22 protein-coding genes, 1 other RNA gene and 1 pseudogene are annotated in these 25,656 nt (G+C 49.9%); 13 read left to right on the top strand and 11 right to left on the bottom strand.

Features of this window, described 5'->3' with window-relative positions; all coding sequences use genetic code 11:
• Positions 1–53: 53 nt before the first annotated feature.
• Positions 54–1,028 carry an endo alpha-1,4 polygalactosaminidase gene (locus ACM9J1_RS01785; RefSeq protein ID WP_415580157.1) on the top strand — a complete coding sequence of 325 codons (975 nt, stop codon included), beginning with the start codon at positions 54–56 and terminating at the stop codon, positions 1,026–1,028.
• A 33-nt stretch (positions 1,029–1,061) separates the two neighbouring features.
• Here ACM9J1_RS01785 and kdsB read toward each other — a convergent pair whose 3' ends face one another.
• Positions 1,062–1,793: a 3-deoxy-manno-octulosonate cytidylyltransferase gene (gene kdsB / locus ACM9J1_RS01780; protein WP_415580156.1), complete on the bottom strand. Its 732-nt coding sequence runs from the start codon at positions 1,791–1,793 to the stop codon at positions 1,062–1,064.
• A gap of 250 nt (positions 1,794–2,043) precedes the next feature.
• Positions 2,044–3,468 carry an ATP-dependent DNA helicase gene (locus tag ACM9J1_RS01775; protein WP_415580155.1) on the bottom strand — a complete coding sequence of 475 codons (1,425 nt, stop codon included), beginning with the start codon at positions 3,466–3,468 and terminating at the stop codon, positions 2,044–2,046.
• Positions 3,469–3,642: 174 nt separating this feature from the next.
• On the opposite strand from ACM9J1_RS01775, the gene ACM9J1_RS01770 reads away from it, so the two are divergent.
• Positions 3,643–4,461 (top strand): DUF3822 family protein, encoded by an 819-nt coding sequence (locus ACM9J1_RS01770; protein ID WP_415580154.1) that lies wholly within the window; start codon positions 3,643–3,645, stop codon positions 4,459–4,461.
• Complete coding sequence (locus tag ACM9J1_RS01765; protein ID WP_415580152.1) at positions 4,458–5,003, top strand: RsmD family RNA methyltransferase; 546 nt, start codon at positions 4,458–4,460, stop codon at positions 5,001–5,003. The genes ACM9J1_RS01770 and ACM9J1_RS01765 overlap by 4 nt, the downstream gene beginning before the upstream one ends.
• Here the strand turns inward: ACM9J1_RS01765 and ACM9J1_RS01760 are convergent, their stop codons facing one another.
• Complete coding sequence (locus tag ACM9J1_RS01760; protein ID WP_415580151.1) at positions 5,004–7,085, bottom strand: TonB-dependent receptor domain-containing protein; 2,082 nt, start codon at positions 7,083–7,085, stop codon at positions 5,004–5,006.
• Positions 7,082–8,020, bottom strand: a complete 939-nt coding sequence (locus ACM9J1_RS01755; protein WP_415580150.1) for a hypothetical protein — start codon at positions 8,018–8,020, stop codon at positions 7,082–7,084. The genes ACM9J1_RS01760 and ACM9J1_RS01755 overlap by 4 nt, the downstream gene beginning before the upstream one ends.
• Before the next feature lie 132 nt (positions 8,021–8,152).
• On the opposite strand from ACM9J1_RS01755, the gene ACM9J1_RS01750 reads away from it, so the two are divergent.
• From ACM9J1_RS01750 to ACM9J1_RS01740, 3 genes are read left to right on the top strand one after another with little or no spacing between them, the layout of a single operon-like run.
• Complete coding sequence (locus ACM9J1_RS01750; RefSeq protein ID WP_415580148.1) at positions 8,153–9,499, top strand: sensor histidine kinase; 1,347 nt, start codon at positions 8,153–8,155, stop codon at positions 9,497–9,499.
• Positions 9,499–10,179: a response regulator transcription factor gene (locus tag ACM9J1_RS01745; protein WP_415580147.1), complete on the top strand. Its 681-nt coding sequence runs from the start codon at positions 9,499–9,501 to the stop codon at positions 10,177–10,179. Before ACM9J1_RS01750 ends, ACM9J1_RS01745 begins: the two co-directional genes overlap by 1 nt.
• Positions 10,180–10,184: 5 nt before the next feature.
• Positions 10,185–10,580, top strand: a complete 396-nt coding sequence (locus ACM9J1_RS01740) for a ribosomal maturation YjgA family protein (RefSeq protein ID WP_415580146.1) — start codon at positions 10,185–10,187, stop codon at positions 10,578–10,580.
• Here the strand turns inward: ACM9J1_RS01740 and ACM9J1_RS01735 are convergent.
• On the bottom strand, positions 10,577–11,803 hold the full coding sequence (locus tag ACM9J1_RS01735) for a cation:dicarboxylate symporter family transporter (RefSeq protein ID WP_415580145.1): 1,227 nt from the start codon (positions 11,801–11,803) through the stop codon (positions 10,577–10,579). The genes ACM9J1_RS01740 and ACM9J1_RS01735 overlap by 4 nt on opposite strands.
• 111 nt (positions 11,804–11,914) lie before the next feature.
• Positions 11,915–12,225, bottom strand: an RNA gene (gene rnpB, locus ACM9J1_RS01730) — RNase P RNA component class A.
• A 175-nt stretch (positions 12,226–12,400) separates the two neighbouring features.
• Here rnpB and ACM9J1_RS01725 point away from each other — a divergent pair.
• The 4 genes from ACM9J1_RS01725 to ACM9J1_RS01710 all read left to right on the top strand — a co-directional run bounded on the left by ACM9J1_RS01725 (position 12,401) and on the right by ACM9J1_RS01710 (position 15,689).
• Positions 12,401–12,709 carry a hypothetical protein gene (locus ACM9J1_RS01725; protein ID WP_415580144.1) on the top strand — a complete coding sequence of 103 codons (309 nt, stop codon included), beginning with the start codon at positions 12,401–12,403 and terminating at the stop codon, positions 12,707–12,709.
• Positions 12,710–12,712: 3 nt separating this feature from the next.
• Complete coding sequence (locus tag ACM9J1_RS01720) at positions 12,713–13,777, top strand: DNA topoisomerase IB (protein WP_415580142.1); 1,065 nt, start codon at positions 12,713–12,715, stop codon at positions 13,775–13,777.
• Between the two features lie 101 nt (positions 13,778–13,878).
• Complete coding sequence (gene dnaX / locus ACM9J1_RS01715) at positions 13,879–14,964, top strand: DNA polymerase III subunit gamma/tau (RefSeq protein WP_415580141.1); 1,086 nt, start codon at positions 13,879–13,881, stop codon at positions 14,962–14,964.
• Positions 14,965–15,107: 143 nt separating this feature from the next.
• A complete protein-coding gene (locus ACM9J1_RS01710) occupies positions 15,108–15,689 on the top strand; it encodes a DNA polymerase III subunit gamma/tau (protein ID WP_415580140.1) in 582 nt (193 codons plus the stop codon).
• A gap of 7 nt (positions 15,690–15,696) precedes the next feature.
• Here ACM9J1_RS01710 and ACM9J1_RS01705 read toward each other — a convergent pair whose 3' ends face one another.
• The 5 genes from ACM9J1_RS01705 to ACM9J1_RS01685 all read right to left on the bottom strand — a co-directional run bounded on the left by ACM9J1_RS01705 (position 15,697) and on the right by ACM9J1_RS01685 (position 20,829).
• Entirely contained in the window at positions 15,697–16,485 is a 789-nt protein-coding gene (locus ACM9J1_RS01705; RefSeq protein ID WP_415580139.1) for a hypothetical protein, read from the bottom strand.
• Entirely contained in the window at positions 16,485–17,072 is a 588-nt protein-coding gene (locus ACM9J1_RS01700) for a TMEM175 family protein (RefSeq protein ID WP_415580138.1), read from the bottom strand. The genes ACM9J1_RS01705 and ACM9J1_RS01700 overlap by 1 nt, the downstream gene beginning before the upstream one ends.
• Entirely contained in the window at positions 17,069–17,959 is an 891-nt protein-coding gene (locus ACM9J1_RS01695) for a Ppx/GppA phosphatase family protein (protein WP_415580137.1), read from the bottom strand. Before ACM9J1_RS01695 ends, ACM9J1_RS01700 begins: the two co-directional genes overlap by 4 nt.
• Before the next feature lie 237 nt (positions 17,960–18,196).
• A complete protein-coding gene (gene ppk1, locus ACM9J1_RS01690; RefSeq protein ID WP_415580136.1) occupies positions 18,197–20,344 on the bottom strand; it encodes a polyphosphate kinase 1 in 2,148 nt (715 codons plus the stop codon).
• On the bottom strand, positions 20,341–20,829 hold the full coding sequence (locus ACM9J1_RS01685) for a SixA phosphatase family protein (RefSeq protein WP_415580135.1): 489 nt from the start codon (positions 20,827–20,829) through the stop codon (positions 20,341–20,343). Before ACM9J1_RS01685 ends, ppk1 begins: the two co-directional genes overlap by 4 nt.
• A 610-nt stretch (positions 20,830–21,439) precedes the next feature.
• On the opposite strand from ACM9J1_RS01685, the gene ACM9J1_RS01680 reads away from it, so the two are divergent.
• The 3 genes and pseudogenes from ACM9J1_RS01680 to ACM9J1_RS01675 form a co-directional block, all read left to right on the top strand.
• Positions 21,440–21,934, top strand: a complete 495-nt coding sequence (locus ACM9J1_RS01680) for a hypothetical protein (protein WP_415580133.1) — start codon at positions 21,440–21,442, stop codon at positions 21,932–21,934.
• A pseudogene (locus tag ACM9J1_RS14380) lies at positions 21,927–25,462 on the top strand (HYR-like domain-containing protein); the annotation flags it as partial. The gene ACM9J1_RS01680 and the pseudogene ACM9J1_RS14380, both read left to right, overlap by 8 nt.
• 1 nt (position 25,463) lies before the next feature.
• On the top strand, positions 25,464–25,656 hold a 193-nt coding region (locus ACM9J1_RS01675; protein WP_415580132.1), incomplete at both ends, for an HYR-like domain-containing protein.

The following is a 25,656-nucleotide window of genomic DNA, read 5'->3' as shown; positions in this document are numbered from 1 at the left end:
TTTAAGCCGCAATTCTAAATCAACCCGTGACCACACCTACAATCTCCCGACGCATGAAAATCGCACTTGCCATCCCGTTTGTTTGTTGCCTTTGCCTGATGAGTTGGGAGTGCAAACCGCAAGACAAGGAACGCCGCCAGCACCGCAAGGAAGTCAATGTGGGCGCGGCGGAGAAAATGCAACGTTTCGTCATCGGCATTTCGGAATACGCCAAGAAAGCCAACCCAGGATTCATCATCATTCCGCAGAACGGCATCGAACTCGCGTTCAAGAAAGCCAATCACCGCGAAGGCATTGACCAGAAATACATGGCGGCCATTGATGGTTTGGCTGTGGAGGAATTGTTCTATTATGAAACGCTCAACATCGATTCGCTCCGGCTTGAAAACCTGCGAAAACTCAACAGCAAAAAGATCCTGGTGTCAGACTTCGTAACCAACGACGCCGACGTGCCCGATGCGAAAGCGCGCAACAAGAAAGAAGGTTTCATTCCGTTCGTGCGCTCAGAAAGCAATTATCATTACCGCCGCATCCCAGACCGCATCGTCGATGGCAATACAGACGATGTCACCAGCATCGAGCAGATCAAAAATTATCTTTATCTGATTAATCCCGAGAGTTTCGAAACGAAAGCGCAATATATTGAAGCGATTTCCAAGACCGATTTCGACTTGGTCACCGTCGATCTGTTCTTCGATAAATACAACCCGCTCACGCCCGAAGATGTGCAAAAGCTGAAGGTGAAAGCCAGTGGCGGGAAGCGATTGGTGATTTGCTACATCAACATCGGTGCAGCCGAAAACTGGCGTTATTACTGGAACCCAAGCTGGAAACTGGGCACGCCTGCTTTCCTGAAAAAACCATACGAAGGTTACGAAGATGAAATCTATGTGGAATACTGGAACCCGGTCTGGCAGAAAATTATCTTCGGCAACGACGATTCCTACATGAAAAAAATCCTCAACGCGGGCTTTGACGGCGCGTACCTCGACAACACGGAAGCCTACTACGAACTGTACCGAAAGTAGATCTGGACGTTAACAATTATTAATTATTAACTATTAATTATTAATTAACTTCCTCGCTTTTTCCAAATCCTCCGCGGTATCAATCCCGATGCTCACGTGCGCGGTTTCCACCATTTTAATGCGGCGGCCAAATTCCAGGTAACGCAATTGCTCCAGTTTCTCCGCGGCTTCCAATTTTCCCATCGGCCATTGGGCGAAATCCAGAATGGCTTCCTTACGGAATGCATACACCCCGATGTGCTGGAAATAATCTGCCGCAGCGTTCGCATCGCGCAAATGCGGAATCACCGACCGTGAGAAATACAGCGCAAAACCTTGCTTGTCGGTCACGACTTTCACATTATTCGGGTTGCCGATTTCGGCCGGATCGGTTATACGGCGCATCAGCGAAGCCAAATCAACTTTCTTTTCTGTATCGGCCTTGAACACCTCGAGCAATTCGGCCAACGGTTCGCGCTGCATGAACGGTTCGTCGCCCTGCACGTTTACCACGATGTCCGTCTCGATATCGGCCACAGCCTCGGCAATGCGGTCGCTGCCTGACTCGTGTTCCTTGATGCTCATGATCGCTTTTCCGCCATTCCCGACAATCTCATCGTAGATCAAATCAGCATCCGTGACCACGAAAACATCGTTGAACAAGCCCGTGGCCACCGCGGCTTCATACGTCCGCCGGATTACGGTCTTCCCGCCCAAATCCTGCATGAGCTTGGCGTGGAACCGGGTCGAGGCGTAACGGGCTGGGATGACGGCGATGGAGATCATGTTTTGGTGGCTAGTTTATAGTTGCTAGTTGCTAGTTGCTAGTTGCTAGTTGCTAGTTGCTAGTTGCTAGTTGCTAGTTGCTAGTTGCTAGTTGATAGTTGTTAGTGGTTAGTGGCTGGAAAAATAAGTAAAAATAATGTATTCCATGAAATGTAGTGGTTTTTTTGGGCGTTGCCTTCGGCCGGGCTGTACGCTGTAGTCCTCGCTGGCGCTCCGGGCTGCCGCTTCCATCCCTAACGCAACCCAATTATTAATTATCAAAGTCGTAATCCTTAAACCCGATCAGATACAACCGTTCCTTGGCGCGCGTCATGGCCGTGTACAACCAGCGTACATAATCGCGGTTGATGCCATCGGGCAAATACGGTTGCTCGATGAACACCGTATTCCATTGGCCGCCCTGCGATTTGTGGCACGTAATGGCATAGGAGAATTTTACCTGTAACGCATTGAAATACTCGTTTTCCTTGACTTTCTGCAGTTTGCGCCACATCGCCCGTTCATCCTCATAATCCTGCAGGACTTCCTGATACAATCGGTTTGATTCCTCGTAAGTCAACGATGGCGATTCAGAAGTCAACGTGTCCAACAACAATACGGTTTCCAGCGCGCGCTGTTCGGGGTAATCTACCATCCGTATCTTTACTTTGGCGAACCGGAAGCCATAGAGTTCCATCATTCCGAAAATCTCCAGGACTTCAATGATGTCGCCGTTGGCAATAAATGTCGCTTGGTCTTGTTCGGTCAGCCAGAAATAATTGTTCTTGACGACCATCAAAAAATCACCCGCCGACAATTCGCTTTCCTTGTCAAGAATACGGGTGCGGATCTGCTGGTTGTAGGCGTTCGCGCGTTTGTTCGACCGCACGATGAACGCCGTGTCCTCAATACTGTAGTTGCTGTATGCCGTATTGATCGCGTCCTGTATGTCATAACCGTCCTGCAGCCGCACGATATCCTTGAATCCGCGCAACGTGAATTGGAAATCAGTGATGAAATCGTCCTTGAGCAGTTCGCGCAATTCGGTGGCATTGTAGAGAATCCCGGACTTTTCTTCCTGCCGCATCACTTCGTCAAATTCAATCGAGCGGACTTCTTTTTGGTAGTGCAATGCCAATGCATCGGTTTCAAGCGCCGGCGAAAGTTCGAGGTTAACCGGCGGCAATTGCGCCGTATCGCCCAGCAAAATCATCTTGCAGCCGTTGCCGTTGTAAACGTAAGACACCAAATCGTCCAGCAATGAACCGTTCGCATACATTGCCGATTCCGTAGGCGCATCCGAAATCATCGAGGCTTCGTCCACGATGAATACCGTATTCTTGTGTTTGTTTTGTTGGAGCGTAAACCCTACCCCGCCGCCTGCGTTTTTCTTCGGAAAATAAATCTTCTTGTGGATCGTGAAGGCCGCCTTGTGCGAATAGTTCGCGATGACTTTCGCCGCACGCCCCGTCGGCGCCAAGAGTACGTACTTCTGCCCTATTTCCTGCAGGTTGTTCACCAGCGTAGAAATCACGGTCGTCTTTCCGGTACCCGCGTAACCTTTCAGGACATAAATCGCATCGTCGCCTTTTTCGGTCAGGAAACCCGCAATCTCGCGGAAGAAAATGTCCTGTTTATACGTGGGCGAAAACGGGAATCGCGAAGAAAGGATGCGGTAAAAATCGTGATCGGTCACTAGGTCTGGTTTCTGGTTTCCAAAGATAAACACAGTTGTCTTTTGTTTTATCTTTTTGACCATGAATTACCCGAACCTTCCAAATTCCGCCTACCAAAAACAATTCGCGAATTCGTGGCCTGCCTGACAAATATTTTCCGCTAAAATCGTATGTTTGCGTCTCTATCGAAAAATATGTCCCACACGCCCGACATCACCGAAAAGAAATACCGCAAGCTCGTACTGCTCGTCGGGACGAAAGGCTTTTCCTATGTCGTACATGACACGCTCAACCAGAAAGTCGGCGCGGTGAAACACATCGATTTCACGACATTCCCAAGGGCAAACAAAGTCGAAGACCATTACTGGAAAGCATTTGTGGACGATTACCATCTGACCCGCGAGTATGACGAAGTGCTCGTGATCCACAACAACAGCCTAAACACGTTCGTACCCAAAGCATTATTCGACGAAGATTTCCTGGGCAGTTACCTGCAATACAACGCCAAGGTTTTCGAGAATGATTTCTTCGACTACGACGACATCCCGAATACCGACATGAACAACGTGTACATCCCGTATGTGAACATCAACAACTTCCTGATCGACCAGTTCGGGCCGTTCACGTACAAGAATACCAACAGTATTTTGGTGTCGCGGCTGTTGGAAATGTCCAAGAATATTGATTCCAAAAGGGTTTTCGTGCATTTCACCAAACACTGTTTCGAGATTGTCGTGGTGCAAAACCAGAAACTGCTGCTGTTCAATTCGTTTGAATACCGTACCAAAGAAGATTTCCTTTATTACTTGTTGTTCACCGCAGAGCAATTGAACCTCAATCCTGAGACGTTTCGGCTTCAATTGCTGGGCGACATTTCCGAAGACAGCGAATATTTCCAAATGGCGTACAAATACGTCCGGAACGTGTCTTTGATTGACCTCGACGATTTCCCCGGCCACAGCAGCCTGTCCAAATCCGATCGGCTCAAGCACTTCATCCTGCTGCAATCGTGAGGATCATTTCCGGGAAATACAAAGGCCGCCGCATCCATCCGCCGAAAAACCTGCCGGTTCGCCCCACGACCGACATGAGCAAGGAATCATTGTTCAACATCCTGAACAACCATTTCAATTTTACAGGCCTGACCGTACTCGATTTATTTGCCGGCACGGGCAACATCAGCTATGAGTTCGCTTCACGCGGTGCCGCGCACATTACTGCCGTAGATGCCGATTTCGGTTGCATCAAATTCATCCGGCAAACCGCCGCCGAGTTTGATTTCGACATCACGCCCATCAAGGCCAACGTGTTCCAATTCGTGGAAAAGAGCAACGCAAAATACGACATCATCTTTGCCGATCCGCCGTACGACCTGGAACAAGGCAAGTTTGACCGTATTGCCGCAACCGTATTCGAAAAAGGACTGCTCGAGGACGACGGCATGCTCATCATCGAACATTCCAAATACACCAAGTTCGACAGCCAGCCACACTTGTCTTTCCAGAAGCATTACGGCGGTTCGGTGTTCAGTTTCTTTGAGCTTTTAACAGAATAATCACCTGATCCGGCGCGCATTTTCATCGACACTTTTTTCGGTGAAGTTTGATTTCACTTTCCCGAACGCATATTTTATCCCAGCCGAGAATTCCCGCGCATCCACGTAATAATTCGCGGTAGTTGAAACCGCCGCAGTCCGGAATTTTTCCTGAAAATTCATGTTCCTGAACAGGTCGTTCGCGGCCAGACTGAACGTCCAACTCTTGTAGGTTTTGGATAGCGCCAGATCGGCGATGAAAAACGCATTGTTCTCCAGAATACCTTGGTAACGCTTGGTAAAACCCCATCCGGTAACTGAAAATGTCCATTCTTTCGAGAGCGCGAACTGGTGATTCGAATAGCCGTAAACATACGGTTTCACGGCCAGTTTTACCGCACCTTTTTGTTCGACTTCGCTGATGTTGATGCTGCATACGTTGGTCGTGGTCCAGAACTTATACGCAAACGGCGCCGTCAACTCGATGCTGTACGTGGTTTCATGGTCGAAATTCTCGGGCCGGTGCGTAAGCAGGTTCGCCGCCGCATCGTACAGGAAACTGTAATTGACATTGTCCTTGGTTTTGTAATAACCGATTTTCAACGATTTGTCCTTGTATTGGAAATTAACGGAAAGTTCGTCCGAAATAGCCGGGTTCAGGTTGACGTTTCCGGTAAAGACGAAGTACGGATTGATGTAGGTTATGCCTTGGTTAATGGCCGAAAAATCAGGTCGCGAAATACTTTTGGCGTAGTTCAGCGTGACGGTTTTGGTGCTGTCGATGGCAAAATCCAGTTGCGCTTTCGGGAAAATCGTCGTGTAGTTCTTCGCTACGGCCGGATGGCTTTCGCCGCGGTTCTGGCCCAAGACGTTTGTGTTCTCGGCGCGGATGCCCGCAGACCAATTGACTTTTTTTACGCGCCCGGAAAGCTGTATATAGGCCGCGGCGATCTTTTCGTCCAACCCGTAAACCGATAGCACATCCGTATTTTCCTCGAAGTTCACATTGGCCACATCGGTCGTTGATTTTGCCGTAGAAAGCAGACCGCCCGCTTCAAGTTTTATGTCGTCGGTGTATTTTAAATCGTAGTCGATCCGTGCCGAAAATGCCCCAATACCGAAATCCTGGACGGTCTTGACAAAAGGGGCAAACTGCGTATCGTTGTAGTTGTTGAACGACCGGACGACAGACGGCGTGGCCAACCGCGAATATTGTGCACCTATAAAAATCCCCGCGTTTCCGGACGAAGTCCTGTTCGAATAGTTCAGCACGGCAACCATAAAATCCTTGCGCGAATCATTGTTGCCCACGGTTTCAATCTGGTTTTGCGCCATGCCTTCCTTATTTTCGGTCAAGGTATGGAAGCGGAAATCATCGGCCTGACGCCGTCCGTTGACACTCAGCGACAGGTAATCGTCACCCTTGAACTGCGTAAAAATGCTGCCGCCGTACAGCCATTGTCGCCGCTTGGAAAATCCTTCAACCAAATATTCAGATATGATGTCCGCGCCGGGGATTGTATACCGATTCCCGTTGCTTTCCCAAGGATGCAGGTTGTTGAAACTACCGTTTGCCCTGAATTCGGTGGCGCCGTGTTTCAGGCTGGCGCCCAGATTTTGGTACCAATTGCTGCCTTTCTTGAACGATGCATTTTGCGAGACCAACGTCTGGAAACCTTCGCGGCGGCTGCGTTTGCGCGTAATCAGGATGACGGCCTTTCCGTCTGCTTCGTATTTCGCCGACGGATTGTTGATGATTTCGACGCTTTTGATATCGTCCACAGACATGGCATTTAAGGTTTTTATGCTGGCAGCGGCGTTGTCGATGTAAATAAGCGGTTCTCCTTTCCCGACGATGGAAACGGCTTCGCGGTTGGCGCTGACTTGCACTTTCGGGAGTTTGGCCAGCAGATCCAGTACGCTCGGCACCGATTTGTAAATGGAATTGGCCACGTCAACCTTGAGGTTTCCATTCTTGTTGGTAAACGTTTTGGGCGAGGCCGACAATACGATTTCATCGAGCTTTTGCGCCGTAGAATCTTTCTCGGTTTTTTGGCCAAACCCGATCGCCGGAACCAGTAAAATCAATAGTATTTTCTTCATGCGTGCGACAGCCAATGGCGCCAGTCCGACGCGCGTTTCTCCCAGCGATATTGGTCGTAATCATCGCTCCCATGCCCGACAACCCCGGCAAAATCGTGCATTGACGTATAAGTGATGAACCTAAAATTTTCTTTCTGTAACCTGATGGCTTCCACTTGAAGTAAATCGTGGTATGGCGCGGCGTGCGTCCACAAATCATAGCATACCAGCACCGGAATGCCCAGGCCAAGCAGCAGTTGCCCCTGCGGCTGTGAAAAATCATAAACAGGTTTCGGATGCGTCGCATGCGCATGGTCACGGTTGGCCGCGTTGCGCCATTGCGCCAGTACGTTTTGGCGTTCTTCCGGGTTCTCGGCCAGCTGGCTCAGGATTTTTCCGTACGGATTGCCGCCGGAATAGATCAAATGGGAAATCTTGTGGTTGTTCACGGCCATTTTCGCGGCCACCGTTGCCCCATCGGCATGCCCGGCCACGACAATGTTCCTGCTGTCGGCCCAGCGTTCACGCGCCAGTTGCTTGACAATGAAATTGTTTCGCGCCACATGGTAATCCAGAAAATTCCGCTCTGAATATTGACGCGGCGGTAACTTGGTTTTTTCGTCCTTATAATAAGTAGCATTTTCAGCCAAAGTTGTGGCGTCCGCAATGACCGGAATGAACGGTGCCGCGGCAATGGCAATGTGGAACGCGTCCAGGAAAGGCTGTTCGTCAAACGGCAAAACCGGATGCAAACCGTTCGCATCGTACCGAATGAGCGGCTGCGGCAGGTTGTCCTGACAGAAAAACAACAGCGGTTTGCGGCTGCGGCGTTTGTTTTCCTTGGAGATGATGATCACATCGACAGGGTCGTTCTGGAACTTCATGGCGATGTGCAAATAGCCGAAATCCTCTGGCTGTTTCCGCGATCGCGCATAGACTTTAGATACCAATAGCATAATCGGAAAGTTTGGTTTTCATCCCACAAATTTGCGTGAGAACTTTGGTCCGGTAGGTTAATGGGCGGTTAATGCAAGGTTAATGTGGAAACGATTCGGGCAAAACCACTATTTTTGAGACAATTCTTTGCGATGAAACAAAAGATAAATCTCCTGATTGGATTTGCCGCCGTGGTTTTCGTGGCGCTGTCTGCGATGCAATACTATCTGGTGAAGACGGCTTACGATTACAAGGTCGCCGAATTCCGCAATGAAATCAAGGCCACGATTGCATCCACGACGAATGATTTCGGTGACATCGATTCGGCGCTTGTGGGCGAAAAAGACGCCTTGTATAGAGAATTGGCGCAGGACTACCGCCAAGGCAAACGCGCCGATGCCGTCAAGCAAGCCTTGTTACAAAGCCGTTACCGGGATGAAATCACCCGGAAACTCGAGTCGCGATTCGCCCGCCAGATGCCCGATCTTACCGTTGATTTTGCGGTCGTGCTCGACAAGTTCGTCCTGTATGACAACCGCAGCGCAACCGACACGATTTTCGCCGAAAAACCAAAAATCGCCAACACGTTGTATGGCAATCTGCAGTCGCTTGACGATGCTTTCCTGGTGAGGAATTACGTTGGAACCATCAGCGATACCGCGGCCGGGCATAAAATCCTGACCGAAGACACGTTGTACATTTCGGTACACAACTGGGAAATGATCGTGTTCAAGCGCATGATGCTCATCCTTGTTTTCGCCATCGTATCGATTCTCGTATTGGTTACGCTTTTTGTGGTCGCGATCCGGGCACTGATCAAACAAAAGAAAATCGCAGATGTCAAGACAGATTTCATCAACAACATCACACATGAATTCAAGACACCGCTGACAACCTTGTCGGTTTCAACCAAAATCCTGCAGCGCGACGGCATCCGAGAGAATGAAGCGGTGTACAACGACGTCGTGGACACCATTGGGCGGCAACACACCCGGCTGCACCATTTGATCGATCAGGTCATGACCGGCGCACTCGGGTTCGAGGCCATCGCACTCACCAAGGAAAAAGTGTCGGCGCGCGAATTCCTGGAAACCATCGTCGCCGATTTTTCGCTCGCGCATCCAAACGTCCCGATACAAACGGTCTTTCACGCCGATGCGCAAATCACCATCGACAAATTCCATGTGACCACAGCCCTCAACAACGTGTTGGAAAATTCCGTGAAATACGGTTGCCGGAACATTTCCGTGACCACGTCGCCGGCGCCAGAGGGTTTGAACATCGCGATCCGGGACGACGGCATCGGGATTTCCAAAGCCAACCAGCCGTTATTGTTCGATAAATTTTTCCGCGCACGACAAGGCAACCTGCACAATGCAAAAGGACTCGGACTCGGGCTGTATTATGTGGAGCAAATCGTCAAGGCGCACCGCGGAACGATTGGCGTAGCGAGCGATTTGGGCAAAGGCGCTACCTTTACGATCAACATTCCGGGCTGATGAAAAAGATTTTGCTGGCCGAGGACGATGCCGATTTTGCGAATGTGCTCAAGCAGTATCTGGGTTTGCACGGCTTCGAAGTGTTCCATGCAACAGACGGCCAAGCCGCTTTGGCGTCGTTTCAAACCGTTACTTTTGATTTGTGTGTGCTGGATGTCATGATGCCCAATCTGGACGGTTTTTCATTGGCCGAGCAAATCATCGCCATCAACCCCGAAGTGCCATTTGTATTTTTGACCGCACGGCAACTGAAGGAAGACAAAATCAAAGGTTTGCAATTGGGCGCAGACGATTACATCACCAAGCCGTTCGAAGCCGACGAACTCGTGTTGCGCATCCAGAACATCCTCAAGCGTGTCGAGAAAAAGCAGCCCACGGAAATGGGAATGGTGCCCATTGGGGACTATGTTTTCGATGCAGCACGGCTGGAACTCACACGCGGCGGCACCGTGCAACGCCTCACCGAAAAGGAAGCGCGATTGCTCGCATTTCTCTATGAAAACCGGAATGGCCTGCTCAAACGCGACGAAATCCTGCAAGCAGTTTGGGGCAACACCGACTTTTTCTCAGGCCGCAGCATGGACGTATTCATCAGCCGGTTGCGGAAATACTTCGGGGCCGACCCGCGCATCGCCATTGAGAGCATCCGCAACATCGGGCTTGAATTCAAAGTAAGATAATGGCGATGCTCTTCAACAAAAAATATTTCCTCATTTTCCTATTGGTGTTCTGCACCGAAGTGCTCATCGCCTTGTATGTGCACGACGATTTCGTGCGGCCTTATCTGGGCGATGTGCTGGTCGTGATCCTGATCTATTGCTTCCTCAAGTCGTTCCTGAACGTTAGACCGTGGCCTGCCGCTTTGGGCGTGTTGCTTTTTGCCTTTGCCGTAGAATTCGCGCAGTATTTGAATCTAGTAGAACGGCTGAACCTGCAACAATCCAAACTCGCACGCACGGTCATCGGGACATCTTTTTCCTGGATCGACATGCTGACTTATGTCATAGGGATTGCCATTGTGGTCGGGGCTGAAAAAATCAGCGCTAAAACCAACCGCGAATTCACGAATGAAAAATCTTAATTCGCGAATTCGCGGCTTTCTTGCCCAAAATCCGGTTCCGTGAAGTCCTTCTCGCTGAGCGACACAACGATGGTAGCGACGCTGTTACCGATCAGGTTGGTGATGGCGCGTGCTTCGCTCATGAATTTGTCCACGCCAAGCAGGAACGCCAAACCTTCCACCGGAATTTTGTGGATGGCCGTCAGCGTAGAGGCCAAAACGATGAAGCCACTTCCGGTGACGCCCGCCGCACCCTTTGAGGTAACCATCAGGATGCCGATGATGGACAGGATTTCGAGAAAGTTCAGATGAACATTGTACAACTGCGCCAGGAAAATGACCGCCATAGACAGGTATATGGATGTGCCGTCAAGATTGAACGAATAACCTGTCGGGACAACCAGCCCGACCACCGGTTTGCTGCAACCCATTTTCTCCAGTTTCCGCATGATGGACGGCAACGCGGCTTCCGACGACGACGTACCGAGTACAATGAGCAATTCTTCCTTAATATATAGGAGTAGTTGCCAGATGCTGATGCGGTAGTATCGAAGTATGGCACCAAGCACGAAGAAAATGAACACGGCCATCGTCGCATACACGCAAAGCATCAGTTTTCCGAGCGGAATCAGCGTAGCCAATCCGAACTTACCTATGGTGAACGCCATACCGCCGAACGCACCGATTGGGGCGAGATACATCACGTACTTCAGCGCGCCAAAGACAAAAACGGACGCGCGTTCCAAGATGCGGACAACAGCTTCCCGATGCCGGATGTAATTGAGCAAAATCCCAACGAGTATGGCCGCGGTCAACACTTGCAACGTCACGTTCGATAGGAAAAAAGCCCACCAACTGAAATCAGCAGAAGCGCCGGTGTATTTCGCAGCATCGCCGATGGCCAAACCGGACTTGTCTATTTTCCCTGGTCGGAATATATACGCCACGACAACCCCAATAGCCAACGCCAAGGTCGAGACGATTTCGAAATAAAGCAGTGCTTTCGCCCCGATGCGCCCAACTTTCTTTAGGTTGCCCATGCCGGAAATCCCGAGCACGATCGTCAGGAAAATAATGGGTGCGATGAAGATTTTGATGATTTCTATGAAACCCTTGCCTGCGATTTCCATCTTCACGGCGGTGTTCGGCGCGAAATGTCCGAGTGCAATCCCGGAAACGATGGCGACCAGAACCCAAAAAGTCAGGTTGGTGAGGATTGGCCTGATGGATAGCTTGGTGTTCAAAGTGATTAGGGATTAGTAACTCGTCGCTAGATGACTGCCATAGACTCAACATGGCCTTAAATCTTTAATCTAATTTTCTCCAGCAACTAGCCACTATTCACTAGCCACTATAAAAAAAGCAGGCCTGTAAGCCGGATTCTGTCTTCCGAAAGATTCAGAAGCCTTATCATTTATCTAGGCCAGCAGTTGCCCACTGGCTCCATCTTCCTACCCTCCGGCAACGGACGGGCCGTCCTTGAATGCCGGTATACTTGGAATTTCACCGCATAGAGTTTACCTGATTTCACTACAGCTTAACCTGTACATCCTTTCTGTTGCACTTGTCCTATCCGCTTTCGCGGACGGCGGGCGTTACCCGCTATGCTGCCCTATGGTGTCCGGACTTTCCTCTTCATTACTGAAGCGATAAGGCGGCCTGCGGCGCAAAGTTACATCATTAAGTCGAACGTCAAACGTCAAATGACTTGCAATCCGTTCGACATTTGACATTTGACATCGGACTCAAACATGAAAATCATGTAAGCAGGTTTAACTTTTCCTTACCAGCAAAGGGTTTCTGGTTGGCGTAACTTTATTTAAAACATAAAACCAATTGTCATGGACACTAACATGTATCACTACGCTACAGTATCCAAAGCCTTGCAGGAACTCAAGGAAAAAGGATTTACCGTCGATTTCAACCTACAGGAAAACCGCATCGTGGATTGCGGCGACTGTTTTGAAATCGTACACATCTACCGTTACGAAGGGCAAACCGACCCAGGCGACGAAGCGACCGTTTACGGCATCAAGTCAGACAAAGGTGAGAAAAGCGTATTTGTGGCCGGCGATTTGTCGTTCGATGAAAAAAGTGCGTCCCGGACTTTGTACGAACTCAGCATCAAAGGGCGAGACAACCGGAATTAATAGATGAATCGGCTCCACGCAAAACTCCTTAAAATCGGCAACGATCCAAAAGCCACGGCCAAGACCGTCGGGCTTCGGTACCTGTCAGACCGCGCCAAAGGCTTTACGAGGTATCGCGCTGGCGACGGTTTCAAGTACCGCGACCCCGAAGGCAAAATCGTCCGCGATAAGCAACTACTTCAACGTTTCGCAAAATTGGTCATTCCGCCGGCGTGGGAAAATGTATGGATTTCACCCGTCGAACACGGCCACCTGCAAGTGACGGGAACCGATACCAAAGGCCGCAAACAATACCGGTACCATCCGGAGTGGAATGACATACGGAACCAATCGAAATTCTTCAGGTTGCGTCGTTTTGCGGATGCGCTTCCAAAAATCAGGAGCCGCGTTGAAAAAGACTTGGCGCTGCCCGGATTACCCTATGAAAAAGTATTGGCGCTCGTGGTGAAACTGATCGAGACGACCAACATCCGAATCGGGAATGATGCCTATAAAAAATTGTATGGCTCATTTGGTCTGACGACGTTGCGCGACCGGCATGTCAAGTTTGACCGTGCTACGGTTTGGTTCGAATTCACCGGAAAGAAGGGCGTGAAACACAAAATTGCCCTGCAAAGTGCGCGATTGGCCAAGTTGGTGCAACGGTGCAAAGACATTCCCGGACAGGATTTATTCCAGTATTATGACGACGATGGAACGCACCGGTGTATCGGTTCCGGCGATGTGAACGCCTATATAAAGGAGATTTCCGGCGAGGACTTCAGTGCGAAAGATTTCCGTTGTTGGTCTGGAAGTGTTCAAGCCTTGTGTGCCTTTCAGGATATCGGCGCGTTCAAAAGTGACACAGAATGTAAAAAGAAAATCGTCGCGGTCGTGGATTTTGTCGCGGAAAAATTGGGCAACACGCGCAGCGTCTGCAAGAAATATTACGTCCATCCTGCGGTCATCGCGAGTTACGAAAACAGGAATATCGGGCGTTATGCCTGTCAAACCTGCGACGATTCCGTATCGCTTAACGGCAATGAGAAAGCGCTTGTGGCCTTACTTGACGAAGCAATTGACAATTGATGATGATAGTACAATGGTTTGAATCCAGAATTTATCCACAAAACGCCTGAATTGTCCATGGTCCATTTTCCATTGTCAATTTTAAATTTATCTTTGCGCTGATGGAGCAATTCGTAGTATCGGCGCGTAAATATCGTCCGCAGACATTCAAGGATGTCGTCGGGCAACAGGCCATTACCAATACGTTGCTCAATGCCATCGAAACCAATCACTTGGCGCAGGCGTTATTGTTTACCGGGCCGCGCGGCGTGGGCAAAACCACTTGTGCGAGGATTTTGGCGCGCAAGATCAACCAGCCCGGTTACGATGATCCGAACGAAGATTTCGCCTTCAACGTTTTTGAATTGGATGCGGCGTCGAACAACTCCGTGGACGATATCCGAAACCTGATCGACCAAGTCCGCATCCCGCCACAGACCGGGCAATACAAAGTGTACATCATCGATGAGGTGCACATGCTTTCGGCATCGGCGTTCAACGCATTCCTGAAAACACTGGAAGAACCGCCCAAACACGCCATCTTTATTTTGGCGACCACCGAAAAGCACAAAATCATCCCGACAATCCTTTCGCGTTGCCAGATTTTCGACTTCAAACGGATTACCGTAAAGGATGCGAAAGAACATTTGGCTGAAGTGGCGCAAAGCCAGGGCGTACAATTCGAGGACGACGCGCTGCACATCATTGCCCAAAAGGCAGACGGAGCCATGCGCGATGCGTTGTCGATCTTTGACCGCGTGGTGTCTTACTGCGGCAATAACCTGACGCGGCAGGCCGTGACCGAGAACCTAAATGTCCTCGATTACGAAACGTACATCCAGATAACGGATTTGATCCTGGAGAACAAAATCCCGGAACTGCTCATGGCCTACAACGACATCTTGTCGCGTGGGTTCGATGGCCACCATTTCATCTCCGGTCTGGCGTCGCACTTCCGTGATTTGCTGGTTGCGAAAACACCATCCACATTGACTTTGCTTGAAGCGGGCGAAGCCGCGCAGAAAATGTACGGCATCCAATCGCAAAAGGCTTCGCAGGATTTCCTGCTGCAAGGCATCGACCTGGCCAACGAATGTGATTTGCGCTACAAAGCCAGCCACAATCAGCGCTTGCTCGTTGAATTATGCCTCATGCAGTTGGCCTCCATCACCTTCGATGGAGAAAAAAAAAAGTTGACGGGTTTATAATCCCAGCCAACGTCTTCTACGGCCGCGTGTTCGATATGCCGGTCAAATCTCCCGAAATAATTGAAGTTGGGTCGAATGTCGAACGTCAAATGTCGAATGACCGCCCCTTGCCAGACAGTCAGGACCAGTCAATAGAAATCATTGTGTCACAGGAAGAAACGAATGTTGATCTGGCTGATGAAACTTCAGGGGAAAACTTCTCGGTAACTGCCACCCGGACTACAGACGAGATTACTTCGTCACCGCAACCCTTACTGGCAAGCGAAACAAAAGTGTCGGCGCTGTCCCTCAAAAGCATCCGTGCGAAAAAAGAGTTGGAGCAACGCACCAAGGCCAACACCAAGGAAGAAACGCATTTGCCCACCGAAGCCTTCAACGAAACCGATATGTTGTTGCAATGGACGAAATACGCCCAGCGACTGTCGGACAAAGGGCAGAAAATCATGGAATCGCTCCTGCTCATCAGCGACCCGAAACTGCAGGGCACGACCATCGTCCACGAACTCCCGAACGAAAGTGCCAAGATTGACTTTGAATCTGGCAAACACGAACTTGTGGGTTATTTGCGTGGCAAGCTACACAACCACGACATCGACATCCGCGTAGTCGTCAACGAAAGCATTGACAGCCGAAAAGCCTTTACGCCACAAGACCGCTACAACCGTTTGAATGAAATCAATCCGGGTCTGGAATTGTTGCGCAAGACGTTCGACCTGGATTTTTGACGACTAATTATTCGGTCACTTTCGCCACGAACGGCAGGAATTTGGCCTCTTCAGAAAAATTGCCACACACATCCACGACCCAGATTTTGGCCACATAAGGCCGGTTGTAAGCAAACTCAAAATTGCCGCCGCATACATCGCTCCTACCGATGGTTGGCGTGGTATGATCCCCGGAACAGATGAACCGCTGGCCTTCGAATTCCACGCACAGATACACCGGCAACCAGTCGTAATCGCCCAGCGTGTAGGCTTCAGATCGTGAATTATCCGTGACCGTATGGTTGATGCCCACGTTGTAGCCGCGCACGATTTCTTTGGTGTAATTGGAAAGCAATGTTTCCGGCTGGCGCGTCCAGTACGGCAAAATATGGTCTGGCCTGAACCGCGACACCCATTTCCTATAGTTGATGGATCGGTCAAATTCCTTGATTTTCGGTGTAAGGCCGTCGCGGCGTTTCATTGAAATGTGTATCGACACCGTGTCGTCAATCTTGATGTTGCGACGCGGTTTCAGGAGCAACTGCCCCATCGATCCCGAAAAATTGGCCTCGATCACTTTCAGCCGGTAGCGTTTGCCGGAAGAAGTGACCGCCCTAAAAATCAAATCTTCAAACTCATGCTGCAGTTGGTACTTCTCTTCGCAAAAATCAATCAGGAAAGCGCCATTGGCCGGTATGTTGACGTTGTTGGGAAAGACTTGTACGCTACGCCCGCAGCAATCCGGGTTTTTTTGCGCCGTTGCCGGGCATAATTGAAACAAGAAATACATCAGGAAAAACGCCGCGAACCTTGTCATCAGTCTTTTGTATGGGCAATCGTCCGTTCGATGCGTTTATCAGGAACGAGCCAAATCAACGCGACCAACACATACATGGCGCCCGATAACCACTCGTTGAAAAATGAGAAACCGATACCTATAATATATAGGACCGGCGACACCTTTCCTTTCCAGTCTTTCCCCACGGCTTTTTTAAGCACCGAATCTTCGCCCTGGCTGGCGATAATGGAAGACTGTAACATAAAATAGGCGACGGCCGCCATGAGCAGTAACATGCCGTAAAGCGTCATCGTCGGTTTGGCGAAATTGTTCTCGCCCATCCAGCCCGTAGCAAACGGCACCAGCGACAGCCAGAACAGTAAATGCAGGTTCGCCCAGAGGATTTTTCCATTGACGCGCGTCATGGAGTGCATCATGTGGTGGTGGTTGTTCCAGTAAATCCCGATGTAGATGAAACTCATGACGTAGCTCGCAAACACCGGCAGGAGTTTCAGCAAGCCACTGAATTCGGCGGCGTGGTGCGGCACCTTGATTTCCAACACCATGATCGTGATGACAATGGCGAGCACGCCGTCCGAGAACGCCTCAAGTCTGGTCTTGTTCATATCTTGCCGTAGTATAATGCCTTGATGATGCCGTCCGACAATCCGATTTTCGGGACATAGATGGCCCGCGCGCCGCTCCATTTCATCGCGTTCAGATACACCTGCATGGCCGGGATGATCACGTCGGCGCGGTCTGGGTTGAGCCCGAGTTCCGAGATGCGTTGCTCGTAAGACATCGAACTCAGCAGCGCGTATTGGCTGTTCAAATACATGTTGGAGAGCGGCTTGTCCTGCAATTGCCCAGACATCTTAAAGAGTCGGTTGATGTTTCCGCCCGACCCGATGAGCGAAATGTGCTCGTAATCTTCGGTGATCTGTTTGATCCATTTTTCGATTTCGGCCCAAACCACTTGGCTCACCATTTCGTTGATCATGCGCACCGTCCCGATCTTGAACGACCGCGACGCAATCATCTTCCCGTTGGAGAACATCGAGAATTCCGTGCTGCCGCCGCCTACGTCTACATATAAATAGGTCTGTTCGGTCTTGAGCAGGAAATGCAGATCGGTCGAGGCAATGATGGCGGCCTCTGTCTTGCCATCGATGATGTCAATGTCAATCTCGGCTTCTCGTGCAATAATCTCGACGACTTCCTTTCCGTTGTAGGCTTCGCGCATGGCCGAGGTCGCACAGCCTTTGTATTTCTCCACTTTATGGACTTTCATCAACAACTTGTACGCCTTCATCGCGTCCACCATACGTTCGATGTTTTCCTGGGAAATCTCGCCCACCGTAAACGCGTCCTGCCCCAACCGGATCGGGACGCGCACCAACGAACTCTTGGTGAATTGCGTTTCTTTTCCCGATTCTTCAATGATGTTGGCCACGAGCAATCGCATCGCGTTGGATCCGATGTCGATGGCTGCGTATTTCTTGATGTTGATCATTTGGTCGCTGGTGGTTGGTAATTGGTGGCTGGTGGCTGGTATTTTATTAATTGGTGTTCAATTTTGGAAATTCTTCTTTCCTCTTTCCTCTTTCCTCTTTCTTCTTTTGACTTTCTTCTGGGCGTTTCCCTTACGGGCCGGGCTGTTCGTTGCAATCTTTTGCGGGAAATTGCCAATAGTCAAGTTAATCCCACGGCGCAAAAGGATTTACACTGCCATCCCTAACGCGGTGTGTTGCTATCCGGCGCCGGCGGTTTTTCCCTTGGGCTGTATTTCTTCAAAGTCGCTTATTTCCAGACGGTCGCGGTAATAATCATACGTTTCGAACTGCGCCCTGAAAATCGGGTCTTTACCGCGCAAACGGTACTGGTTGTCCAGGTTTTCAGAATGGAACCGCGACTTTACATTGCCTTGCCAACTGATGGCGAACGTGTCCACCAACTGTTGTTTGATATCGGGCGCATAAATCGGGCAGGTCACTTCTACCCTGCCGTCAAGGTTCCGCGTCATGAAATCGGCCGACGAAATAAAGACTTCCGGATCTTCGTTGTTGCAGAAAATATAGACGCGCGTGTGTTCCAGGAAATTGTCCACGCAACTAATGGCCTGTATGTTTTCGCTCATGCCCGGCACGCCCGGAATCAGGGAACAAATCCCGCGCACGATCAACTGGATTTTTACCCCGGCGTTGCTCGCGTCGTATAATTTATCGATCATCGGAAAGTCCGACAAGCTGTTCATCTTGAGCTTCATGTACGCCTTGCGGCCCAATTTGGCGTTGATGATTTCACGGTCAATCAACTTGTACATCCGGCTTCTGGTGTAATGCGGCGATACGATCAAATGCTTGTAGCGGTGCAAACGGTAGTTCACGTCAAAGAACTCGAATACCTTGTTGACGTCTTTCAAAATACCCTGATGGCTGGTGAACAAAGTGAAATCCGTATAGACTTTCGCGGTCGATTCGTTGAAATTCCCTGTCGATATAAACCCGTAACGCTTGAGTTTTCCGCCGTCTTCCAACCGCTCGATCATGCAGATCTTGCTGTGCACTTTCAGGCCTTTGATCCCGAAGATGAGCTCGATGCCTTCGGCCTGCATCTGTTCGGCGTAGGAAATATTGCTGGCTTCGTCAAACCGCGCCTGCAATTCAATTTGCACCACGACGCGCTTGCCGTTCTTGGCGGCATTGATAAGCGAGCTGATGATCTGCGAGTTCTTCGCCAACCTATACAAGGTAATTTTTATGGCAATGACACTCGGGTCGAGCGCGGCTTCGCGCAGGAATTTAATCAGGTATGAAAACGACTGGTACGGCGCATTGACCAGATAATCCTTCTGCGCAATACGTTGCAAAATGCTGCCTTCCAGACTCAAACCATTCACCGGCAAAGGCGGCTTGGCTTTGTACAACAAATCAAAACGGCCCAGGTTCGGGAAGTTCATGTAATCGCGACGGTTGTGGTAACGCCCGCCGGGAATGATGCTGTCTTGGGTTCGGATGTTCATGTTCTCGAGGAAAAACTGCAACGTGTCTGCACCGATTTCCTGGTCGTAAACAAACCGCACCGGTTCGCCCAACTGGCGTTCCTTAACACTGGTGGCAATCTTCTGGAGCATGGATTTGCTCATGTCTGAATCGATATCAAGCTGCGCATCGCGGGTAATCTTGATCATGTGCGCAGACACGCTTTCGTAGTCGAAAATGTTGAAAATCTGGCTCAAGTTGCGTCGGATGACATCGTCTATCAACATGATGTATTGCCGATCGCCAACGGCTGGCAACACGACAAAACGGTTTAGGTTTTTCGGGAGTTCGATCACGGCATAGCGCACTTCACGGTTGTTGACGGCCACGCCAAAATCATCCGCAATGCGCACCGGATTCATGACGAGCTTCACCGCCAGGTAGCCCGAAGTGTCTTTCAATTGCGGGAATTCGGCCAGACCGTTCAAGATGATCGTCACCAGTTCAGGGCTGACTCTCTGGATAAAAAAGTCCTTAATGAAGTTTTCCTGCTCGGGCGTGATTTCGCTTTCGTCTATAATAAAGATGTTTTCCTTCTTGAGTTGGCTCTCTATAATATTAAGGATGCGCAAACTCTCCGATTGCTGTTGGATAACGATTTCGGTGATTTCCTTCAGGAGTTGTTGCGCCGAAACACCGCCAAGGACTTTCTCGCCGGTTTCGCCCGACAAGCTCAGCCGCCTGATGGCAGCATAACGTACTCGGAAAAACTCGTCCATGTTATTGGAGAAAATCCCTAAGAAACGCAGCCGGTCCAGGAGCGGAACAGCCTCGTCTGCCGCTTCCTGCAACACACGGGCATTGAAGGCGAGCCAGCTTTTCTCGCGGTCTATATATCTGTAATTCTTGTCGGTCATGGTCTTAGATCTCGTGGGAAAATGACGTTCCCGGTAGTGCCGATGCCAAAAGCATCCCAGTCATTGGTACCAAAATTAAGGGTTACGCAGCCAGCGGTAGGCACATTGTCTATAAAAATATCACCAAATTTATTGACAAAATCAGTGATGGCTTCATTGTGGCAGAACACGAGCAAGCAATCATAAAGGTTGTCGCAAGTCCTGATGGCGCGTTCCAATCCGCGCATGTCAAAAGTATAAAGGTCTGGCTTGAGGATGATATTTTCGGGCGGACAGCCAATCTTTCCGGCAACGATTTCAGCGGTTTCCTTGGCGCGGCGTGCGGTGCTGCTCCAAACCACAAAGTGATCCGGCAATTGCCCGGACAACGCTACGCCAATCATGCCGGCGTCGTAAACGCCCGAAGGCAACAGTGGGCGTTCATGATCTCCCGCGGGCTGGTTCCAATCTGATTTCGCGTGGCGCATCAGGATAAGTTTCTTCATCGTGAATGGCGTTTAAAGGGGTTTGTCAAATTTCTCCATAAATAATTGGCCCGACACTATTTAAGGATTATTTTATTACGTTTTTAACATTTTGAAGAAACTTATCAACCGTCCGACAAAAATATTATTTTGTAATATTTAGATTACAGAATATCTTAAATAGTGCACTTTATCTATAAAAAAGTGCATTTTGTCGATATTTTTTTTGGTGGTTTGAATGAATACTTCTACTTTCGAATCGTAAATGTTAAAAAAAAATGCCGTTTGCCGATGTTTTTTACACATTTTCAACAACAAAAAAAACAACAAGAAACTGTCCTGACGGGAAATTTTCGAGCGCCGATTTCAAAAAAATGTCGTTTTATCGAGAATTTGGGTTGTTGACAGAAAAAAAGAACCAAAACAAATGCATGTATCTATTTTAGCCATCGAATTTGGAAGAAGTGTGCAAATGAAAGTGAAGCACTTAGCGAGAATTCACCACGTTCTTTGGATTAAAATGAAAATTTTAAACCCGAAACAAATGATCCCAAACCAATTATTTAACCCACCAGGCAATTTTTTATTGTTTGAAAAAGCTTTTCAACCGATGACAAAAAAATTACTTCTAATGCTACTGTTTGTCTGCGCTTTCGCAACAAATAGCTGGGCGCAAACCGCGGCCCAACGACCTATCCTGCAGGTAGATGACTTCATCTCCTCAGTGCGCGCGAACACCACTGCGCGGAGCGCTAATTCCCAGGCGGCCAGAATTGCGAGCCTTGTCCGGGATGCGCAACCCACAGCCTATTATCAATCCGGAACCCTGAAACTCCCAGAGGAAGGACAACCCGTGCGACTGTACACCAACATCGCGGCGTTGCCTGCCATCCAGAATGGCGTGTCAGGACTTGCGCCAGACGTTGTAGAAATCGTCAGGCTTAAGGTGGCCAATGCCTCGCAGTTGAATGGCGGCATTGACCTTTCGGCATTTTCAGGCTTCCCGAACCTTCGCTTCATCTACATCGCGTCAGACGTGGAAGTCACTCCGGCGATGATCAGCAATGCGTTGGTGAATGACAATCCTAATTATCAGATTTTCTACGAGAACCTGAAATATGAATAATAGCGCCCCAAAACAAAAATTCACGATTATGAAAAATTTGTACTTCAAATCTAAAAGCCATCTTGGTTTCCTCGTGCTCCTGACGGTGATGCTGTTGGGCAGTTCGATTGCCAGTGCGCAGGTCCGCGTAAACTTTACGCAGCGTACATCGCAATACACGCCAACCAAGAAAATCTACAACGTGAAAGGTGACTTTGTAATGATCGGCAACACGAACATGACGTTGCAGGATTATTCAAACAACGGCACCAACAGTAACAACCAGATGATTTACGTTGATGTCGATGGAGACAACAACACATTGAACTCATCGTCGGCAACCTTGCAGTTTTCGAGTGAGAACGGCGCGCAACCGGCGTGTTCCAATGTAGTATTCGCTGGTTTGTACTGGACCGGACGTGCCCACGACGGCAGTTCCAGCCCGAACACGTTCACCGTGACAAAGAACAATGTCACCAAGAATTTCGATAAGCACGTCGTGTCCTTGAAAGGTCCCGGCGCATCGTCTTACAATGCGATTACGGCCACCAACACGGACATTTACTATCCGACGAATTCGGACGGATACATGTACTCCGCTTATGCCGAAGTGACCGACTACGTAAAACAACATGGCATCGGTGCCTATACCGTAGCTGATATTGCACTTCGTGAAGGCGACGGTGGCAGCACGGGCTACTACGGTGGCTGGAGTTTGATCGTGGTTTACGAAAACTCAAAAATGAAGTACCGCGACGTGACCATTTTCGATGGACACGCTTATGTGGCGGGAAGCACGACTGCCAGCTACGAAATTCCGGTTTCCGGATTCAATACCGTACAGGCGGGTCAGGTCAACATGAAATTGGGCTTGATGGCCGGCGAAGGTGACCGAAGCATTTCGGGTGACTACTTCCAAATCCGGAATGCCGCCAATACGGCATGGGTTACGCTCTCGCACTCGGGCAACGCCACGGACAACTTCTTCAATTCCTCCATTGTTACCGATGGCGGCTCGCGCAACCCAAGCTTGAGCAACAACACGGGCTTGGACATCAGCAGTTTTACCATCAACAATAACAACAACTCAGTCATTACCAACAACCAGACGTCTACACGTTTCAGATACGGAAGTACGCAGGACACTTATGTGATTTTTGCCGTTGCGATGTCTGTGGATGCGTACATTCCTGACGTTGAGGCCACGCTCTCAGCGGTGACCGTGAACGGACAGCCGGCCCAAACGCCGTTGCAGTCCATCCAGCCGGGCCAGGAAATGGAATACAAAATCCTGATCAAGAATAAAGGTACGGAAGCCATAAATAACTATAAGATTACCGTACCGATTCCTTACAATGCTACCTACGTGGCCGGCAGCGCCCAAAGGACAGTGTTCTACAACCTGCCTTCGCCGCCAACTCCTAACACGCTTACGTTCGAACCTTCAGTGGGTTCAAACGGCTCTATCGTCTGGAACTATGGAACTTTGCCGTTGCCAGCCGATCCTGAAACCATTATCGGCCAGTTGACTTTCAAGCTGAAGGCGACCACGGATTGTACCATCCTCAAAAACCTGAGCTGCAGCAACATCGTGGCCGTTGACGGTATCATGAGCGGTTCGGGCGCCATCACCGGAATCAACTTCAGTGAGAAAAACCTGATCCAAGGCTTTACGCAATCTGGTTCTTGCCAAGGAACAGCTATTTCGGCTCCTGTCTTGATCAACATCAATGCAACCGATTACGTGAACCAGAACTGTCAGGGTACACCGCCGGTAAGTGCGTTTGTATTCTGCAGCCCAGGCGCAAACATTCCGATCACATCCATCAGTGGAAGTTTCCCTCCGGGCACCTTGTTTTACAACCAATTCCCGGTAACCGGTTCAACCACACAATATACCATCAACAATCCGTTCCCTGCTACGGTCGGTACATCTACTTATTATGCCGTACCGCCGAACTCGGTAGCGAATTGTTTCTTCCCGTTCACCATTACGGTAACGACGATTTCGTCTCAGCCAACCGCTTCGGACGTATCGTACTGCGTCGGTGCTACCGCTTCGCCATTGACTGCAACGCCTAGCAACCCGAACTTCACATTATACTATTTCGCGACGATAAATGGAACGCCGCAGTTGTCGATTACACCATCGACTGCCGTCGCCGGATCTACTACTTATTATGTAGCCGAAGGACAATCGGCACAATGTATCGGCCCTAAGAAGCCAATCGTTGTAACGGTTTATCCACAGCCGGTATTGAACGCGCCGGGTGCAGCTACGCTACAAGGTTGTAGCACATCGGCCATCACGACATTGGCTTACTCGACTACACCGGTAACCATTACATTGGGTCAATTCCAGGCAGCCGGCGGTTCTATCCCGAACAGCGGCAGTATCGGAACATACACATTGTCTTATACAGATAGCGCCGTAGTGGGTTCATGCCCTAAAGTAGTCACCAGGACTTTCTCTTTGGCATCTGCTTGCGGTACGCTGACGGCTATCCAGACCATTACGATTCAGGATACGACGGCTCCGGTCATTGCGGCTTTGCCTCCGACTTCCGCGATTTCTTGTCCTGCGACGCCACAGTTCGCCCAGGCTACCGCTACCGACAACTGCGGTGGCACCGTAACCCTGACTTTTGTTGACGTAAACACGGCCAAGCAATGTCTGGGTTCATATTCAATCACCCGTACATGGACCGCTACCGATGCTTGTGGAAACACCTCAACGGCTTCGCAGACCATCAACGTGAACGACACAACACCTCCGGTAATCGCGGCATTGCCTGCGCCGTCAACTGTAATTTGCCCTGCGACACCTGTGTTCGCTCAGGCTACCGCTACAGACGCTTGCGGCAGCGAATTTACATTGTCATCTAACGATGTGACTACGCCGGGCGCTTGTGCAAACTCGTACACTATTACAAGGACTTGGACGGCTACCGACGGTTGTGGAAATTCATCTACGGCTTCGCAAGTCATCAATGTAGTCGATAACGTTCCACCGGTAATTTCAGCTTTGCCTGCACCACAAACCGTGAGTTGTGCGGCTGGTGCTTTGCCATGGGTTACCCCAACGGCTAACGATGCTTGCGGCGGGAACGTAACTTTGGTTTCTAACGACGTAACAACACCAGGCCAATGTGCCGGTTCTTATACAGTCGTACGCACATGGACAGCTACCGACATCTGCGGCAATGCGGCAACGGCTGCACAGACGATCACGGTTCAAGACACAACGGCTCCGGTGATTGCTGCCTTGCCAGCCACATCGACGATTTCTTGTCCTGCCACACCGCAATTCGCCCAGGCTACGGCTACTGATGCGTGTGGAAGTGCATTCACTTTGACTTTTAACGATGTAACGACGAATGGTGCATGCGCCGGTTCTTATTCTGTAACAAGGACTTGGACCGCTACCGACGCTTGTGGAAATGCTTCTACGGCTTCACAGACCATCAATGTTCAGGATACGGTTGCGCCGGTGATTGCTGCCTTGCCAGCCACATCGACGATTTCTTGTCCTGCTACGCCGCAGTTCGCNCAGGCTACGGCTACCGATGCGTGTGGAAGTGCATTCACTTTGACTTTCAACGATGTAACGACGAATGGTGCTTGCGCCGGTTCTTATTCTGTAACAAGGACTTGGACCGCTACCGACGCTTGTGGAAATGCTTCTACGGCTTCACAGACCATCAATGTTCAGGATACGGTTGCGCCGGTGATTGCTGCCTTGC

Origin of the sequence: Flavobacterium longum (genome assembly GCF_965137575.1) — a bacterium.
Lineage (GTDB): Bacteria > Bacteroidota > Bacteroidia > Flavobacteriales > Flavobacteriaceae > Flavobacterium > Flavobacterium longum.
Note: the sequence above shows the minus strand (reverse complement) of the source record. Positions and strands in the feature narration are given on the sequence as shown.

Coding starts and splice junctions, on each gene's coding strand:
- ACM9J1_RS01785 (WP_415580157.1), top strand. CDS start 54: ATGAAAATCGCACTTGCCATCCCGTTTGTTTGTTGCCTTTGCCTGATG.
- kdsB (WP_415580156.1), bottom strand. CDS start 1,793: ATGATCTCCATCGCCGTCATCCCAGCCCGTTACGCCTCGACCCGGTTC.
- ACM9J1_RS01770 (WP_415580154.1), top strand. CDS start 3,643: ATGTCCCACACGCCCGACATCACCGAAAAGAAATACCGCAAGCTCGTA.
- ACM9J1_RS01760 (WP_415580151.1), bottom strand. CDS start 7,085: ATGAAGAAAATACTATTGATTTTACTGGTTCCGGCGATCGGGTTTGGC.
- ACM9J1_RS01755 (WP_415580150.1), bottom strand. CDS start 8,020: ATGCTATTGGTATCTAAAGTCTATGCGCGATCGCGGAAACAGCCAGAG.
- ACM9J1_RS01750 (WP_415580148.1), top strand. CDS start 8,153: ATGAAACAAAAGATAAATCTCCTGATTGGATTTGCCGCCGTGGTTTTC.
- ACM9J1_RS01745 (WP_415580147.1), top strand. CDS start 9,499: ATGAAAAAGATTTTGCTGGCCGAGGACGATGCCGATTTTGCGAATGTG.
- ACM9J1_RS01740 (WP_415580146.1), top strand. CDS start 10,185: ATGCTCTTCAACAAAAAATATTTCCTCATTTTCCTATTGGTGTTCTGC.
- ACM9J1_RS01725 (WP_415580144.1), top strand. CDS start 12,401: ATGGACACTAACATGTATCACTACGCTACAGTATCCAAAGCCTTGCAG.
- ACM9J1_RS01720 (WP_415580142.1), top strand. CDS start 12,713: ATGAATCGGCTCCACGCAAAACTCCTTAAAATCGGCAACGATCCAAAA.
- dnaX (WP_415580141.1), top strand. CDS start 13,879: ATGGAGCAATTCGTAGTATCGGCGCGTAAATATCGTCCGCAGACATTC.
- ACM9J1_RS01705 (WP_415580139.1), bottom strand. CDS start 16,485: ATGACAAGGTTCGCGGCGTTTTTCCTGATGTATTTCTTGTTTCAATTA.
- ACM9J1_RS01700 (WP_415580138.1), bottom strand. CDS start 17,072: ATGAACAAGACCAGACTTGAGGCGTTCTCGGACGGCGTGCTCGCCATT.
- ACM9J1_RS01695 (WP_415580137.1), bottom strand. CDS start 17,959: ATGATCAACATCAAGAAATACGCAGCCATCGACATCGGATCCAACGCG.
- ppk1 (WP_415580136.1), bottom strand. CDS start 20,344: ATGACCGACAAGAATTACAGATATATAGACCGCGAGAAAAGCTGGCTC.
- ACM9J1_RS01685 (WP_415580135.1), bottom strand. CDS start 20,829: ATGAAGAAACTTATCCTGATGCGCCACGCGAAATCAGATTGGAACCAG.
- ACM9J1_RS01680 (WP_415580133.1), top strand. CDS start 21,440: ATGCTACTGTTTGTCTGCGCTTTCGCAACAAATAGCTGGGCGCAAACC.